The organism is Spiroplasma endosymbiont of Nomada ruficornis (genome assembly GCF_964030795.1).
GTDB lineage: Bacteria > Bacillota_I > Bacilli_A > Mycoplasmatales > VBWQ01 > Spiroplasma_E > Spiroplasma_E ixodetis_A.
Map to the genome: position 1 here is coordinate 980,065 of NZ_OZ034962.1, position 16,773 is coordinate 996,837.

The following is a 16,773-nucleotide window of genomic DNA, read 5'->3' on the forward strand; positions in this document are numbered from 1 at the left end:
AATCCAATACATTTTTCTTAAAATTAAAATTTAGTTTATAATCAGCGTTTATTAACCTTTATATATATCATTTTGAATAATTGACTAGCAATGAAATAAACAATGACAACACCAGCTAAATAAGCATAAAAAATTAAAGGAATTGGTGTTAAACCCATAGTAGCTCCTAATTGTGTATATGGAATACTAATGCCAATAATAGTAATTATAATTGTTGTTAAAAATAACTGATGAGATGGCATACTTTGAATAAAAGGTACCTTAGAAGTTCGTAATAATTGTACAATTAATGTTTGTGAAGTAACTCCTAAAATAAATCATCCAGTATGAAATAATGATTGTTGATATATGCCAGCATCACTATTAGGATCTACATTAGCAAAATTGGCAAAGATATGTAAACCATATCCTAAAAATAAAAAGGTGGTTATATCAAATATTGAACTTAGCGGTCCATTCCAGAATGCAAAAGGTAAAATACTTTTTGCATTTCATTTTTGTGGTTTTTTAATAAAGTCTTCATCAACCCTATCTCAAGGAATTGCTAATTGAGAAATATCATATAATAAATTTTGTAGTAAAATTTGAATTGCCATCATTGGTAAAAAAGGTAATCAAATTGAAGCAATTAAAATACTTAATGAATTACCAAAATTAGAAGAAATAGTAATTTTAATATATTTTAAAATATTACCAAAAGTATTTCTGCCACTAATCACTCCTTGTTCTAAAACATCTAAATCTTTTTCTAATAAAATAATATCAGATGCTTCTTTGGCAATATCAGTAGCACTATTAACAGATATTCCAACATCAGCGTGATGCAAAGCAACAGCATCATTAATACCATCACCTAAAAAGCCAACAGTGTGACCATTTAACTTTAAAATATCAATAATTCTTGTTTTTTGTAATGGATCCATTTTCGCAAAAATAGTAGTTTTATTTACTAATGCTTGTAAATGTTGATCATCCATATCTTCAATGTCACTACCTAATAAAGGGTTTCCTGGCTCTAATCCCACCTTTTTACAAATTGCTTTAGTAACAATTTCATTATCACCAGTCAAAATTTTAACATCAATTCCGTGTTGATTAAGAGTTGTTATTGCTTTAATAGCACTAGGTTTAGGTACATCTAAAAAACCTATATATCCTAATAAAACTAAATTAGATTCATCTTCTATTTTAAAAACTGTTTTGTCACTAGCAAAATCTTGATAGCCAATTGCAATTACTCGTAAACCATCATTATTTAATTCCGTACTTAATTTTAAAACATTTTCTTTAATTTTATCAGTTAAGGTAATTACTTTCCCTCCAATTTCAACTTTAGTACAAATTTTTAATATTTCTTCTACTGCTCCTTTGCAAATTAAAGTATTATTAATTTTATCTTTTGAAACTACTATTGACATTCGTCTTCTTATAAAATCAAAAGGTATTTCATCAATTTTACGATAGGGCATTTCAACTATTTTATTATGATGAGCTTTAATGTGTTGGACAATTGTTTTATCAATATTATTTTTTAATCCAGTTTGTAAAGAACTATTTAAATATGCCATTTCTAAAACTTTGTTTGATTCAACACCTTCTGGATCTAAGTGTTTAACTAACTCAATTCTATCCTCAGTTAAAGTACCGGTTTTATCAGTGCATAAAACATCCATTGCACCAAAACTTTGAATACTAGTTAAATTTTTAACAATTACTTTTTTATGTGATAATCTAATTGCACCTTTTGCTAAGTTAGCACTAACAATCATTGGCAGCATTTCGGGGGTAATACCAACAGCAACTGATATTGAAAATATTAACGCTGTTAAAATATTATTTTTAGTAATTACATTAACAATAAATATTAATGGTACCATTACACACATAAAACCAATAAGAATGTAGGTAACTTTTTTAATACCTTTACTAAAACTAGTAACAGGACGTTTACTAGTTACTGCACTAGCAATTGATCCAAAATAAGTATTAACACCTGATGCAATAACAATAGCAATAGCACCGCCCGAAACAATACTAGTACCCATAAAACATATGTTTTCTAATTCTAGGATACTACTTTTTTGATTATCATCTTTAGTATTAATAGCATGTTTTTCAACAGGAAATGTTTCACCAGTTAGTGCTGATTGATTAATAAATAGATCGGTTGAAACTAAAATTCGAACATCAGCAGGAATCATATCACCAGAAGATAAGAAAATAATATCACCTGGTACTAAATTTTCAATTAATACTTCTTTTGTAAAATTGGCAACACTATTTAAAGCATTAAAATCAATTTTTTTATTTTTATTACTAAATCGAAAAACACTGGCTGTTGTTTCAATTAATTGTCGTAATTTTTCTGAAGATTTATAGGAACGATAATCTTGAAAGTAAGATATAAAAACACTCAAAATAATCGTTACTAAAACAATAATAGCACTGTACAAATCAACATTTTTATCAGTATTAGTATCAATAATACTGTAACTAATAAAATTATAGATAACTATTATCATTAAAACAATAATAAAAGGATTAAAAATATTGTGCATTAATTTTTTGTATCAAACAAATCGTTTATGAGAAAAAACATTTTTACCATATTTTTTAAGTCTGTCTTCTACTTCTTCCTTTTTTAATCCGTACATACTACCATCTAATTGTTGGATAACTTCTTCTTTCGATAGTTGCGAAAATTGTTTAAACATGGTTGTTGTTTTTTGTTCTATATGCTTCTTTTTAAAAAATTGCATTATCAACCAACCTTTCTTCAAACGTATAATTTAATTGTATACTAAAATCAAAAGAACTTTATTTTAGTGAATAAAGTTCTTAAAACTACCAAATATTTAAGAATAATATTCTTCTATTTTCAATAAATAATTTGTATTATTTTTAAATACAAATTATTTATATCAAAAATAGGAGTAAACATCAATGATTTAAAAGGAGTTGAAATATAATTATAAATCTTCTAATCAATTTTCTATATTTATTAATCAAATATGATAGTATTTAGTTAAACTTGATTAAGTATCGTTTTTGTTTATGTTTGCTTTTATATTTTTTTATGTTAAGATTTGTTTGTTATTAAAATATATAAAATTGGTTTTTTAAAACCTAGATACGAGAATTTTATATGGATATTCAACAAGATTTTTATGTTAAAAAGATTTTTTATGCTTGTTATGTTAAAAATATAATTTTAACTATTTCTTTTTTAAATAATATTGGAAATAAAAAAGGTAAATGTTATGTTGGTAATAAACAAAAATTAAGAAATAATACTGTTCGTACTAAAACTAATTTAATTCAGAAAGCATTACATAATTTTTATGATAGTAAAATCTTGAGTTTTGTTACTTTAACTTATAAAAATAATATACAAGATATTAAAAAAGCAAAAAAAGATATTCGTTTATTTTTTCTTAAATTAAAGAAATGATGAAATGACCCTAAACGTTTTGAATATTTAGGAGAATTAAAATATTTTTATGTTTATGCTAAATTGTAAAGGTAAGTGCAACTAAATTATTTTTCTATCCAAATATTCGATTGGTGAAAGATAATTTAGTATTTTTCTTGGTCTTTGGTTTAAAGATAAAATAAATTTATGAACTTCATTTTTATTAGTTTTTGAAAAAATAAATTTTTTAGGAAATTTTTCTCTAATTAAACCATTAGTATTTTCATTAGTACCTCTTTGTCAAGGTGAATATGGATTGGCAAAATAAATTTTTACATCTAAATTTTTTTCAAGTTGTTGTCAATTTGAAAATTCTTTGCCACGATCAAAAGTAATAGTTTTAACAATGTTTTTAGGAAGAATTGATAAATAATAACTGACATTTTTATTAATAACTTTAGTAGTTCTGTTTTTAACTAATATTGCTAAAGTAAATCGTGATACTCTTTCAACTAAAGTTATTAAACATGATTTGCTTTTACCTCGTGATGATACTATAGTATCTCCTTCCCAATGACCAAGTGTTATACGATCATTAACATTTATATCTCGTTCTTTAATTGATTTACCATTAAACTTGCCACGATTTTCTTTAGATTTTCGTTTTTTACCTTTTCTTCTTAAATTTTTACTAGTAACTTTATCAAGCATTCCAAAATAAATTCAAGTATAAATTGTTTTAAAAATAATAACTCACTCTTTATGAAAATTTTTAATTCTGCCATAAATTTGTTCAGGTGATCAACCTAATAGTAATTTTTGTTGTACATATTTTACTAAATTCTTATTTTTAAACTTATGAAAACTAATATGTGATTGTTTTCGATTTTCAGCTTTATTTTGTGCAATTAATGAAAAATAATGATTATTATCTTTATTTCTATTAATTTCTCGAATAATAGTACTAATACTTCGATTAAGATTTTTAGCTATTTCACTAATTTTAAATTTAAATTTAAATTGATTCTCAATATAAATCCTTTCATCTATGCCAAGATGTTTATAACTCATATAAAAACTCCTTACTTTTTTCTAAACTAAATTTAGCATTATGAAATTTTTATATGAGAATTTTTTGCAATTTTATTTACTTGCACTTACAAGTATAATTCAGCATATACAAATAATTTTAATGATATACAAACATATTTATTAACCGAACAAATACAACAAAATAATTTTTTAAATAATAATTGAAAAAAGTAAATATAGAAATAAAACTCATGAAAATGAAAAAAAATCACAAATCATAAGATTTAAATAATTATTATATGTCAAAAAAATCATTTTAAATAAATTATTTTTTTAATTATTTTACTAAATTTAAAAATATTGCGTATAATTTATATAATGTCAAAATTTAAGAATAACGGAGAATGAAAAATGTCTGAACAAGAAAAAGTTTCTGCTGAACAAAAAATTATTAATATTGCAGTGATAGCACACGTCGATGTTGGAAAGTCAACATTAGTTGATGCTTTATTAAAGCAATCAAATATTTTTCATCAAAACCAAGTTATTGTTGAACAAATAATGGATAGTAATGATCAAGAACGTCAACGAGGAATTACTATTTATTCTAAAAATTGTTCAATCATGCATGGTAATACAAAAATTAATATTATTGATACACCTGGTCATGCTGACTTTTCCTCTGAAGTTGAAAGAATTATGAAAACAGTAGACTGTGTTATTTTACTAGTTGATAGTGTTGAGGGACCAATGCCACAAACTCGTTTTGTATTGCAAAAAGCACTAGAACATAACTTAAATCCAATTTTAATGATTAACAAAATTGATAAAAAAGACCAAAGAATTGAAGAAGTAAAAGATGAAGTATTAGAACTTTTTATGGAATTAAATGCTAATGATGAACAGTTAGACTTTCCAACACTTTATGGAATTACTAAACAAGGTATTGCCCAATATGAATTAAATCAACCAAGTGAAAATTTAGAACCATTATTTGAAACCATTATTAAACATGCTAAAATTTCTAAATTAGTAAAATATAATGAGCCTTTACAAATGCAAATTAGTTCATTAGATTATGATAGTTTTATTGGCAGAATTGGAATTGGTAGATTATTTCAAGGTACTATTTCTGAAGGACAAGAAATAATTGTTGTTGATGATTATGATTTAAAAAGAAAAGCTAAAGTAAAATATTTATTTGTTTATCAAGGATTAAAACGAGTAGCGGTTAAAAACGCTGTTGCTGGTGATATTGTTTGCATAGCGGGTATTGAAAATATAACAATTGGTAATACTATTTGTGATAAAGATAATGTTGTGCCAATGGAACCAATTACAATACAGGCTCCAACAATGTCAATGAATTTCCTTGTTAATAATTCACCATTTTCTGGAACTGAAGGTAAACTAGTAACTAGTAATAAAATTAAAGAACGTTTAACAAGAGAATTAGAAACTAATGTTGGTTTAAAAATAGAACAATTATCTGGAAGTAATGCTGATGGTTTTAAAGTTTTTGGTCGTGGTGAATTACATTTATCTGTTTTAATTGAAAATATGCGTCGCGAAGGCTTTGAATTAGGTATTTCTAAACCGGAAGTAGTATTTAAAAAAGATGAAAAAGGACACACCACTGAACCAGTCGAAGAAATTATTTTAAATCATCCTACTGAATATAGTAGTACTGTTATTAATAATTTAAATCTAAGAAAAGGTATTATGACTAATATGGATTCTGATAATGTTCGTGATAAAATTATTTTTCATATTCCAACAAGAGGATTAATTGGATTTGGTCGTCAATACGTTAATATTACTCGCGGAACTGGTGTTATGGTTCGTAGTTTCCTTACATATGAACCATTAAAAGGCGAAATTAATAATAATAGAAATGGCGTTCTAGTAAGTATGATTACAGGGACAACATTACCTTATGCTTTAAATTCTTTAGAAGAACGTGGTACTTTATTTGTTAAACCACAAACTAAAGTTTATGAAGGAATGATTATTGGTTTAAGTAATCGTGATAAAGATTTAGATGTTAATCCTTGCAAAGCAAAACAATTAACAAATACTAGAAGTTCAGGTAATGATGAAGCTGTTAGATTAACACCACCAACTATTTTTAGTTTAGAAGAATCTTTAGAATTTATTGCTAGCGATGAATTAGTTGAAGTAACACCACAAAATATTCGTATGCGTAAAAAATTCTTGACTGAAAATGAACGTAAACAAAATAGAAATAGTAAGTAATACTTACGATTTTTTTAAAGATTAAAAGGATTATAATTTACACAGTTAACTGTAGATACTCAATATTCTGATTCAATATCAATAATATCATTTAAAGACAGAATTTTTTGATTTTCTTGCAATATATCTTCTATCTGTATTGTTTCATAATTAGCAAAGTTATTAACTTCATTAATCATTAATTGAATTTGCTTATCAATAAGTTCTTTATTTTTTTCTCCTTCTCTTTTTTTTCTAATAAATTCAGGATTTGATTTATTTTTTTCTAAATATTTTTTTGTCTTTCTGCATGTTTTTGTTTTTTAGTTTTAATGTTTTCAAATGAAATTTCTACAAAAATAGTGGGAGAAGGTACAAAAATAGATTCATTTTTTGTTTTTTCGTTATTGTTATTCTCTAAAATTATATCCATATTTTATATTTCCTTTTTAAAATAAATAGTGTATTTATAAACTTATATTAAGTTTATGTTCTTGATTTTATCATCTTTTTTAATTTAGAAAAATAGTTACCATTTTGGTAACTATTTTTATTTTGCTATAAATTTATTATTAATTTTAGTTTTATGTTGGATTGATAAACTTATTTTATTTATTTCATCAATAAAATTATTATCTTTTTATATATCTCAACCATTTTTTTGATCAATTTCTTTTGTTATTTTTTCCAATTCTATTTTGATTTCTTTTAAACTAGTTTTATTAATATTATTTTTTAATCTCTTTTCAATATTTTGAATTTTTATATCAATTTCATGATATCAAGTGGTATCTAAAACATTGCAAAGTGGTTCTTGTACTCAAGCATGGTACATTTTTCTTTCTTCAAATCCTTCTGGAAGTTTTATTTCTTCTTTAATTTCAGCAATTAATTTATATATACTTTAAAAAATAAAATAATGAGTTGAAAACTTAAATTAAGTTTAAAGAATTATATCATAATATCTAGAATATTTGGTGTTAAATTTTTATACATATTTTTAAAAGATAAAAAATAGTTATAAATAAATAAAACTACTCAGTTGAGTAGTTTTATTTATCTTCTTCAATTTTTACTGTCATTTCTTGATCATCAAAAACAAATTTAACTTTTTTATCATCTTTTTTATTAACAGCATCACTGGGTTTATCATTTTTTTTATTTTCAAATAAAGGTTTTGGTTTTTTCTTTAATTCTTTTTCATTTTTTAAATAATATTTTTGAACTATATCAAAAAGTTCATTATTTAAACTACCATCTTTATATCTCTTTTTAAATTTATAAAAATACTTATAACGCTTATCTAAAATTATTGATTTAATTTCATTAAAGAGTATAAAAGCATTTCTACTTGAAAATTTATAATTATTTTTACCTATTTTTACTAAATTATCACTTATAATATTGTTTATTTTAAACTTAAATCTTTTTCTTTTAAAAAGAAAAATAACTAAAATAAAAATAAAAGTTATTATTAATAATAATATTGATAATCCTATGATTATTAAGTCCTTTATTGAAAAATCTGATCAATTAACTAAAAACATTATATTTAAATTATTTTGCATATAAATAACCCCCTAAATTTTCTTAATATATAAATTTGCGTCATTTTATAAACAAGTTCTTCTTATCTTTTATTTTGGATAAATTACATTTAAAATTACACTTCCAATAACTAAAGGGTCATCATAAGTCATTTCAACTGTTAAAGTAGTTGGTTTAATGTTCATATTATTATATTTTAAATTACCTAAAATAATTTTTTCTTTTATTAAATTTGATTGTGGATTACTTTCAATTAGTCTCTCTTTAATAACCTCCTTTACAGTTTCTGGACTTGTCATTTTCAATTTGTCTTCAGTTTTTAATTGCAAATTTGTTTTGCTTTTTAAAATTACTGCTAAAATTCGTTTATTATCACTAATTGATGATTGTTTAGAGATCGAACCATTTGATTTTTTTTATTTTTTTCTTCCTCTTCTTCTTCTTTTTCTCCTTCTGTTTCAGCAATAGCTGTCATACCACCAGCAATGGTGGCTCCAATTAAAGCTACAGAGCCGATAAGACCAGCAATAATTTTTGTTGATTTCTTCTTCTTTTTCTTTTCTTCTTCATCTTCTTCTGACATAAATTACAAACCTCTTTTCTAAGCCCTTAAATTTTTTCTAAGTTAATTTTACATGATTAAAAATAATCTATTGACATTTTACTTTTATTAGATTAGAAATTTAGATAAACAATTAGTTGTATAAATTACTGATGTATTTTTTTATTTTTTGAAAATTAATAATCTTAAACATTAAAATAGTAATTATTATTACTTTTAATAAAGTTTTTTATCTTATTGTTTAAAGAACTTAGTAAAAATAAGATAAAATATTAATATTGCATTAAAGAAAAAGGTGAACGTATGTCATTTCAACAATTTAATTTACAACCATGACTAATTGAAAATTTAAAAAAAGAAAAACTAATTAATCCAACACCAGTACAAACCAAAATCATTCCTTTAGCATTAACTAATAAAAACTTAATTATTAAAAGTGCTACTGGTAGTGGTAAAACTCATACTTATTTAATTCCAATTTTAAATAATTGTAATGTTACTTTAAAAGTAACACAAGCAGTTATTATTACACCTACTCGTGAACTTGCTCAACAAACGTTCAATTTTTTAAAAGCTTTAATCAAAGATCAAAATATTAGCATTGCTTGTTTAGTGGGTGGCAAAGATATTATTCGTCAAAGTAATAATTTAAGTAATAATCAACCACAAATTGTAATTGGCACTCCAACTAGATTAAAACGTTTATATGAACTTAATATGTTAGCAATTACTACTACTAACACTTTAGTTATTGATGAATGTGATATGTTATTTGATATGGGATTCATGGAATATTTAGATTTTTTAATTACTAAAATGAATAAAAATACTCAAATTATGACTTTTTCAGCAACAATATTACCCCAACTAGTTACTTGATTAAAAAAATATATTACTAATGCTACTACAATTAGTATTGATAACAAATCTCAAAAAATTCAACATATTTTTATTAATCGTCATCATCAAGATAGTAAAAAACAACTACAATCATTATTAACAATGTTTGATCCTTATTTATGTTTAATTTTTGTTAATAACAAAGAAAATATTGAAGAAATTGCAAACGTCTTAATTGAAGAAAATAAAAAAGTAGCAATCTTACATGGTGGATTACCAGCACGAGAACGTTCTCAAACTTTTAAACGTATTAAAAATTTTGAATATCAATATGTTGTTTGTTCAGATATCGCAGCACGTGGTATTGATATTGAAGGGGTATCTCATGTTATCTCTTTACAATTACCGACAAATAATCTAGAATATTATTTTCATCGAGCAGGGCGAACAGGACGAGCTAACTATTCAGGTATTTCTTATGTATTTTATGATAAGAGTGATAATTCTACTATTCATAAGTTAAAAAATTTAAACGTTCCAATAGAATACTATAAAATTAAAGATAATAAGTTACTACCAGAAATTACTAATGACAACATCATTGCTCATAAACGAAAAATAGAAAGAAATAAAGAAGAGCAATATGTTATTAATCGCTTTAAAAAAAATAAAAATGTAACTCCTGGTTATAAGAAAAAATTTAATAAAGATTTAGAAGCAATAAAAAAAGAAACAAGAAAACAACACATTAAAGCATCAATTAAGAAAATTAAAAAAACACAAGCAATTGCAAGAAGAAAAAAACTTTTTGATGAAAATTAATAATGGAAGAGGAAGCAAGATGGAAAATGACAAATTAATTTTTGGATCTCATGTTTCAATGAAAGCACCAAAATATTTATTAGGTGCTCTTGAAGAAGCTCTAAGTTATAATGCAAATACGTTTATGTTTTATACAGGCGCTCCACAAAATACAATTCGTAAACCAACCAAAGCATTATTTATTAAAGAATTTACAGAAAAACTAATTGAAAAAAATATTAATATTAATAATCTTATTGTTCATGCTCCTTATATTATTAATCTGGCTAATAGTATTAATAAAAGTACTTATCAATTAGCAGTAGATTTCTTACGACAAGAAATAATTCGCTGTCAAGATATTGGCATTAAAACTTTGGTTTTACATCCAGGTAGCGCTGTTGGTGCTTTACCACAAACTGCTTTAGATCAAATTGTTAAAGGACTAAATGCAGCATGTTTAGAAAAACAAACTGTAAAAATTGCTTTGGAAACAATGTCAGGAAAAGGTAGTGAAGTAGGAACTACTTTTGAACAACTTCAATATATTATTAATAATGTAAAAAGACCCGAACTAATTGGTGTTTGTTGAGATACTTGTCACTTATCTGATGCTGGTTATGATCTTAATAATAATTTAGAACAAGTAATACAACAATTTGATCAACTTATTGGATTAGATAAATTATTAGTTATTCATGTTAATGATTCTAAAAACCCAATCAATGCTCATAAAGATCGTCATGCTAACTTAGGAATGGGTTACCTTGGTTTTCAAACTTTAATTAACATTATTTATCATCCATTGTTGCTTACTAAAATAAAAATTTTAGAAACGCCATGAATTAATGGACATCCACCTTATTTACATGAAATTAAAATGATAAGAACAAAAAAATATAATAAAGAAATTTTAGAATCATTAGGAACTAGCAAATAATGAAAAGAATTGGCATTTTTGGTGGAACTTTTGATCCATTTCATAATCAACATTTAAACATTGCAAATACAGCTTATCATAAACTTTCACTTGATGAAGTTTGAATTTTACCAACAAAACAAAATCCGTTAAAAGACAGTGTCAGTGCCAGCGATCAACAAAGAGTCGATATGATTAATTTAGTTATTAAAAACTATTCTTGAATAAAATTAAATGATTATGAACTAACAAGTAAACAACCTAGTTATACTATTAATACTATTAACTACTTTATTGAAAACTATCCAAATCACAAATTCTTTTTTATTATCGGTTCTGATAATTTATATACCTTAAATAAATGACAAGGAATTGAACAGTTAATTAATTTAGTTAAAATTATTGTTGTTAATCGCCCTCATTATCGTAAAACATTAGAACTAATGTCAAAATACAAGTGTCAAAATTTAGTAGTTCGACCAAGTAGTGATATTAGCTCTGCCAAAATTAGAAATGGTGAAATTATTAATCAAATTGATATAAAAATTAATAATTATATTAACAATAATTTAATATATAGTTATGAGCGTTTAAAAGCAAATTTGGATAACAATAGAACTGAACATTGTATTAATGTTGGTAAAATGGCTGTTAAATTAGCAATCCATTATAACGAAGATGCTAATAAAGCCCTAATTGCAGGAACTTATCATGACCTTTGCAAACAATGAAGTAAAAATAAAATGACTAAATTTTTAACAAAATATAATAAAGAAATTTTACAAGAACCATTTCCAATTTGACATGGTTATGTAGCAGCATTGTATTTAAAAAATCATTATCAGTACCATGATGATTTAGTTCTTCATGCAATTGCTAAACATACTACTGGTGCAACTGAAATGAAACCTTTAGAATTAATAGTATTATTAGCAGATAAAATATCAATTGAACGTAACCATTATTATGTTGAAGAATTAAGAAAACTTGCCTTCCAAGATTTAACTGTTGCTTTTAAATACTATCTAGAAATTTTAAAAAAGCATTTACTAGAACAAAAAAAACCATTAAATAATAAGTTTTTAACAATATATGAAACGTGAAGTAATAAAAATTAACAAATAGTATCTACAGTAAAATACTTATTTATTAATTATTTAATATATAATATTAAAGAAAAGGGAAGTATAATAAACTAAATAGTATTGTAATAATATAAACAAATAATTGTAACTAAGGAGTACTAATAATGAGTTTAGTGAGTAAAGAATTAGAAACCAAAAATGGAAAAACAATTAAACTTAAAATAGATAATTCAAATTCAAATCAAGTTAAAAAAATAAATCTTATTTTTGGAGATAGTTTTGTTGAAATGAAAAAAATGAAAAATGAATTAGTTGATTTTATATTTATCGATCCACCTTATTTTTTATCAAATAATGGTTATAGTGTTAACGCTGGCAAAAGAACATCTGTTAATAAAGGTGAATGAGATAAAAGTAAAGGTTTTCTTGAAAATTATAAATTTCATCAAAAATGAATTAAAGAATGCAAAAGAATTTTAAAACCAAATGGAACTTTAATAATTACTGGAACTTATCATTCTATTTATATTTGTGGTTTTATTTTACAAGAACTAAATTTTCACATTCTTAATGACATAGTTTGATACAAACCTAATTGTACACCTAATATTTGTTGTAGAAATTTTACTGCTAGTCATGAAACATTAATATGAGCAAAAAAAGATAGTAATTCTAAACATGTTTTTAATTACAAAGATATGAAATATTCTAAATGAGAAGAAGATAATTTTAAGAATGAAGATAAGCAAATGCGAAGTGTTTGAGCAATAACCACCCCTAAACCATTTGAAAAAAATTTATGGTAAACATCCTTCACAAAAACCATTAGATCTTTTAAAAAGAATTATAATTGCTTGTACTAATGAAAATGATATTGTCTTAGATCCGTTTATGGGCAGTGGCACAACTGGTCTTGCATGTAAAATACACAATAGAAATTTCATAGGTATTGAAAATAATATTGAATATTTTAATCTAGCAAAAAAAAGATTGGATGATAATAATGGTTAAAAATGGAATCGGTGGTGCAAATACAAAAACTGGTCTCGCTTTTGAAGGAGAAAAAGAGTTATATTCATTTTTTAAAAAACAGGAAAATTATGAAATTAAAAATATGATTGGAATTCACAATTTAAAAAGAAATGATGCATTTGAATTGTTTTATATGGGAGAACATGTTGCTAATATTTTCAAAAAACATGCAATCTATGTTTATTTAGAAAAACACCACAATTTAAACTGAAATTACTTTTTATCAAAAAAATTACTACCAGATGACAGTATTTTTGTATATAAGAATAATACTTTTTTCATTATTGAAATTAAACACAAAATGTTGCTGGAAGTGTTGATGAAAAACTACAAACTTGTGATTTTAAAAGAAAACAATGACAAAAACTTTTATCAATATTAAATTGCAAAATTGAATACTGATATTTATTAAGTGATTGATTTACAAAACCAGAATATAAAGATACTTTAAATTATATAATAGATAGTAATTGTCGTTATTTTTTTAATTATATTCCATTAAAAGAATTGGGTTTACCACTATAACAAATAAAAATAAATTATTAATTAAGGAGATCAAATATTATGTCCAAAAAAAATAAAACAAAAATTACTGCTTCGCCGACAAAAGAAAAAACAACAGCAAAAATAAAAAAAAGCATGACTGATTATAATGAATTAAAAATAAAAAAAAGTGGTTTCTTAAGCGCAGTTATTAAATACTTTAAAAAATATCCACTACTTTATCTAATTGCAATACTAACTACTATTGCTTCTTCAATAATTTCAGTGATTATTCCTGAAATTACTAATAATTTTTTAGCTACCCCCGATGGTTTTCAATGAGAAAAAATTACTACTTTAGCTTATATTTTAATTAGTTTACAAATTGCATCAGGATTATTTATGTACTTTCGTAATTTAACAGGAAGCATCATTGGTGTTAAAGTTGAAATTGAATATCGAAATAAAGTTTTAAAACATTTACTAGATTTAGATATGTCATATTATGAAGATCGCAAAATTGGTGACACTTTAACAAAACTAATTAGTGATACTAGTGTTATTGGTGAAAATATGCAATCTATTCCTTTAACTATGCTTAGTTCAATTGTGACTTTTTTTGGTTCAATTTACGTTATTTTTTCTTTAAATTGACAATTATCATTAATTGTTTTAGGTATTGTTTTATCAATTTTAATAATATCAGTATTAAATGTTCAAATTATTCGTTATTTAAACTATAAATGAAGAAAAGTTTACACTGAAGTTAATGCTGATATTACTGATCGACTAAATACTATTACTTTAATTAAAAGTAATGCTACAGAAAAAAGTGAAAATAAAAGATTTTCTAATGAACATCTTAAATATTACCAAGCAGCAAAAAAAACTATTACTTTTGAAAGTTTTACTAGAGCATTACTAATTACATTGCTAACAGGAATTAACATTGTTGGTTTAGTTGCTGGTTTCATGTTTGTAAGTAAACACATCATTAGTGTTCCAACACTAATTGCTTTTTTATTAGCAGTCAACACTTTAATTTTACCAGTTATTCAAAGTATTCAATTCTTAGGTAATTGAGCTAAAACATCAACTTCAATTTTAAGAGTTAATGAAATTCTTAATATTAAACCAAAAATAGTTAATAAAGAAAAAGCCTTACCAGTAAAACAAATTACTAGTGATATTATTTTTGAAAATGTTAATTTCCGCTATGATGAAAAAGAAGACTGAATTTTAAATAACTTCTCTTTCACTTTTGAAAAAGGTAAAAGTTATGCTATTGTTGGTGCAACTGGTGTCGGAAAAACTACTATTTCTAAGTTATTACTACGTTACTATGACCCTGCTAAAGGAAGAATTTTAATTAATAATAATACTGATTTACGTGAATTGACTTAGCACAATACTTACATCATATTGGCTATATTGAACAAGATCCACAAATTTTATTTGGCACATTTGCCGAAAACATTAGTTATACTAAGCAAGGAGCAACTTTAGAAGAAATCAAAATTGCTGCAAGTAAAGCTAACTTACATGATTACATTGAACAATTACCTAATGGTTATAATAAAATTTTAGGTGAACGTGAGATTAACTTATCTGGTGGTCAAAAACAAAGAGTAGCTATTGCTCGTATCTTTTTAAAAAATCCAGAACTATTAATTTTAGATGAAGCTACTAGTGCTTTAGATAATATTGTCGAAAAGGAAATACAAGCACAATTTAATAAATTAATGATTGGTCGTACTAGTATTATTATTGCCCATCGTTTATCAACAATTAAAACTGTTGATAAGATTTTAGTTTTAGAAAAAGAAAAAGGTTTAGTTCAAGTTGGTACTTTTAATGAATTAAAAGTTAAAGAAGGTCACTTTAAACATTTATATGAAGCTGGAATTATGGGGTAATAAAGATAGGAAGATAAATTATAATGAAAGAACAAAAGCAACAATTAAAAGAAATGTCTTCTTTTTTTAAACAATTATTAAATCAAGATTCTTGAATTAAAGAACTTCATTCAGTTACTAATACTGAAGAAAAGAATGAGAATAAAAAAATAAAAAATATTCATCTCATTGATAATAAACTATTAGCTTCTTTTTGAAAAAAATATTCAATTTATAATATTGAAATTTATGATCTTTGAAAAGCATTTAAAAATATTTCTTTAAATAATATGCAGCAAGTTAATAATAAAAATATACTTCAAACTTTCTTGTCAACAGAATTATCAATTTTTTTAATAAGATTAATTAAGACAGAAAATAAAATTAACTTTAATCAAACTTATGATTTTTTAGATTATGAATATATTCAAATTCAAGATATATTTAATTCACTAGTTAATATTTTAGATAAATTAAATTTAATACCCATCCAAATTAATTTAACAAAAGAAAATAAAGAACAAGCAATAAAAATTTCAAAAAAACAAAATTGAACTGAATTTGATGCAGAAGATATTCAATTTTTGAAAAAAGTTAAAACTGATTATTTTAAAAACAGATTCTATAAAAAATATTTCAATAAAAACATAGATAAAATTAATTTTTACGAACATTACTTAGCAGATGCTAGAAATCAAATTACACACTATCAATTATTAATCATAGTTTAAAAAATAATGAAGAATTCAAAATAATTTTATTTAACTTACAAAATAATACAAATAATAAAATTCCATTTAAAACTAGTTTATTATTTTTATCTTTTAAGCGTGGTATTGTTTTAGCAACCTTATATTTATTTTTAGTTTATTAAGAAATGCTAAAAATAGATATTAAAAATATAGATTTATTTTTTTAATATTTGATAA

The 16,773-nt window shown here is 23.9% G+C and carries 17 protein-coding genes and 2 pseudogenes; 12 read left to right on the forward strand and 7 right to left on the reverse strand.

Annotated elements, in window-relative coordinates; genetic code table 4:
• Nucleotides 1-35: 35 nt before the first annotated feature.
• Nucleotides 36-2,759 (reverse strand): magnesium-translocating P-type ATPase, encoded by a 2,724-nt coding sequence (mgtA, locus tag AAHM79_RS05990; RefSeq protein WP_342257349.1) that lies wholly within the window; start codon nucleotides 2,757-2,759, stop codon nucleotides 36-38.
• Nucleotides 2,760-3,145: 386 nt separating this feature from the next.
• Here mgtA and AAHM79_RS05995 point away from each other — a divergent pair, with 386 nt between their 5' ends.
• On the forward strand, nucleotides 3,146-3,520 hold the full coding sequence (locus AAHM79_RS05995) for a hypothetical protein (protein WP_342257350.1): 375 nt from the start codon (nucleotides 3,146-3,148) through the stop codon (nucleotides 3,518-3,520).
• Nucleotides 3,521-3,532: 12 nt separating this feature from the next.
• Here AAHM79_RS05995 and AAHM79_RS06000 read toward each other — a convergent pair whose 3' ends face one another.
• Nucleotides 3,533-4,483, reverse strand: coding sequence for an IS30 family transposase (locus tag AAHM79_RS06000; RefSeq protein WP_342257351.1), 951 nt, complete (start codon nucleotides 4,481-4,483; stop codon nucleotides 3,533-3,535).
• A 372-nt stretch (nucleotides 4,484-4,855) separates the two neighbouring features.
• Here AAHM79_RS06000 and typA point away from each other — a divergent pair, with 372 nt between their 5' ends.
• On the forward strand, nucleotides 4,856-6,700 hold the full coding sequence (gene typA, locus AAHM79_RS06005; RefSeq protein ID WP_342257352.1) for a translational GTPase TypA: 1,845 nt from the start codon (nucleotides 4,856-4,858) through the stop codon (nucleotides 6,698-6,700).
• Nucleotides 6,701-6,965: 265 nt separating this feature from the next.
• Here typA and AAHM79_RS06010 read toward each other — a convergent pair whose 3' ends face one another.
• The 5 genes from AAHM79_RS06010 to AAHM79_RS06030 form a co-directional block, all read right to left on the reverse strand.
• The gene (locus tag AAHM79_RS06010; RefSeq protein WP_342257353.1) at nucleotides 6,966-7,112 is read right to left on the reverse strand and encodes a hypothetical protein; all 147 of its coding nucleotides are present in this window, start codon (nucleotides 7,110-7,112) and stop codon (nucleotides 6,966-6,968) included.
• Between the two features lie 207 nt (nucleotides 7,113-7,319).
• Entirely contained in the window at nucleotides 7,320-7,514 is a 195-nt protein-coding gene (locus AAHM79_RS06015; protein WP_342257354.1) for a hypothetical protein, read from the reverse strand.
• 217 nt (nucleotides 7,515-7,731) lie between these two features.
• Nucleotides 7,732-8,247: a hypothetical protein gene (locus AAHM79_RS06020; RefSeq protein ID WP_342257355.1), complete on the reverse strand. Its 516-nt coding sequence runs from the start codon at nucleotides 8,245-8,247 to the stop codon at nucleotides 7,732-7,734.
• A 69-nt stretch (nucleotides 8,248-8,316) separates the two neighbouring features.
• Nucleotides 8,317-8,526 carry a hypothetical protein gene (locus AAHM79_RS06025; RefSeq protein WP_342257356.1) on the reverse strand — a complete coding sequence of 70 codons (210 nt, stop codon included), beginning with the start codon at nucleotides 8,524-8,526 and terminating at the stop codon, nucleotides 8,317-8,319.
• 56 nt (nucleotides 8,527-8,582) lie between these two features.
• On the reverse strand, nucleotides 8,583-8,810 hold the full coding sequence (locus tag AAHM79_RS06030; protein WP_342257357.1) for a hypothetical protein: 228 nt from the start codon (nucleotides 8,808-8,810) through the stop codon (nucleotides 8,583-8,585).
• Between the two features lie 282 nt (nucleotides 8,811-9,092).
• Between AAHM79_RS06030 and AAHM79_RS06035 the strand changes: the two genes are divergently transcribed.
• The 10 genes and pseudogenes from AAHM79_RS06035 to AAHM79_RS06075 all read left to right on the forward strand — a co-directional run bounded on the left by AAHM79_RS06035 (nucleotide 9,093) and on the right by AAHM79_RS06075 (nucleotide 16,575).
• Nucleotides 9,093-10,451, forward strand: a complete 1,359-nt coding sequence (locus AAHM79_RS06035) for a DEAD/DEAH box helicase (RefSeq protein ID WP_342257358.1) — start codon at nucleotides 9,093-9,095, stop codon at nucleotides 10,449-10,451.
• A gap of 19 nt (nucleotides 10,452-10,470) precedes the next feature.
• A complete protein-coding gene (locus AAHM79_RS06040; RefSeq protein ID WP_342257359.1) occupies nucleotides 10,471-11,370 on the forward strand; it encodes a deoxyribonuclease IV in 900 nt (299 codons plus the stop codon).
• Nucleotides 11,370-12,467: a nicotinate-nucleotide adenylyltransferase gene (locus tag AAHM79_RS06045; RefSeq protein ID WP_338956847.1), complete on the forward strand. Its 1,098-nt coding sequence runs from the start codon at nucleotides 11,370-11,372 to the stop codon at nucleotides 12,465-12,467. Before AAHM79_RS06040 ends, AAHM79_RS06045 begins: the two co-directional genes overlap by 1 nt.
• A gap of 131 nt (nucleotides 12,468-12,598) precedes the next feature.
• Nucleotides 12,599-13,240, forward strand: coding sequence for a site-specific DNA-methyltransferase (locus AAHM79_RS06050; protein WP_342257360.1), 642 nt, complete (start codon nucleotides 12,599-12,601; stop codon nucleotides 13,238-13,240).
• Nucleotides 13,221-13,445: a site-specific DNA-methyltransferase gene (locus AAHM79_RS06055; RefSeq protein ID WP_342257361.1), complete on the forward strand. Its 225-nt coding sequence runs from the start codon at nucleotides 13,221-13,223 to the stop codon at nucleotides 13,443-13,445. The genes AAHM79_RS06050 and AAHM79_RS06055 overlap by 20 nt, the downstream gene beginning before the upstream one ends.
• Nucleotides 13,438-13,991 (forward strand): annotated as a pseudogene (locus AAHM79_RS06060) (hypothetical protein). The gene AAHM79_RS06055 and the pseudogene AAHM79_RS06060 overlap by 8 nt, the downstream one beginning before the upstream one ends.
• A 39-nt stretch (nucleotides 13,992-14,030) precedes the next feature.
• On the forward strand, nucleotides 14,031-15,353 hold the full coding sequence (locus tag AAHM79_RS06065; RefSeq protein ID WP_342257363.1) for an ABC transporter ATP-binding protein: 1,323 nt from the start codon (nucleotides 14,031-14,033) through the stop codon (nucleotides 15,351-15,353).
• A 47-nt stretch (nucleotides 15,354-15,400) separates the two neighbouring features.
• A pseudogene (locus tag AAHM79_RS09655) lies at nucleotides 15,401-15,580 on the forward strand (ABC transporter ATP-binding protein); the annotation flags it as partial.
• Between the two features lie 111 nt (nucleotides 15,581-15,691).
• Nucleotides 15,692-15,865, forward strand: a complete 174-nt coding sequence (locus tag AAHM79_RS06070) for a hypothetical protein (protein ID WP_342257364.1) — start codon at nucleotides 15,692-15,694, stop codon at nucleotides 15,863-15,865.
• 23 nt (nucleotides 15,866-15,888) lie between these two features.
• Nucleotides 15,889-16,575 (forward strand): hypothetical protein, encoded by a 687-nt coding sequence (locus tag AAHM79_RS06075; protein WP_342257365.1) that lies wholly within the window; start codon nucleotides 15,889-15,891, stop codon nucleotides 16,573-16,575.
• Nucleotides 16,576-16,773 lie beyond the last annotated feature (198 nt).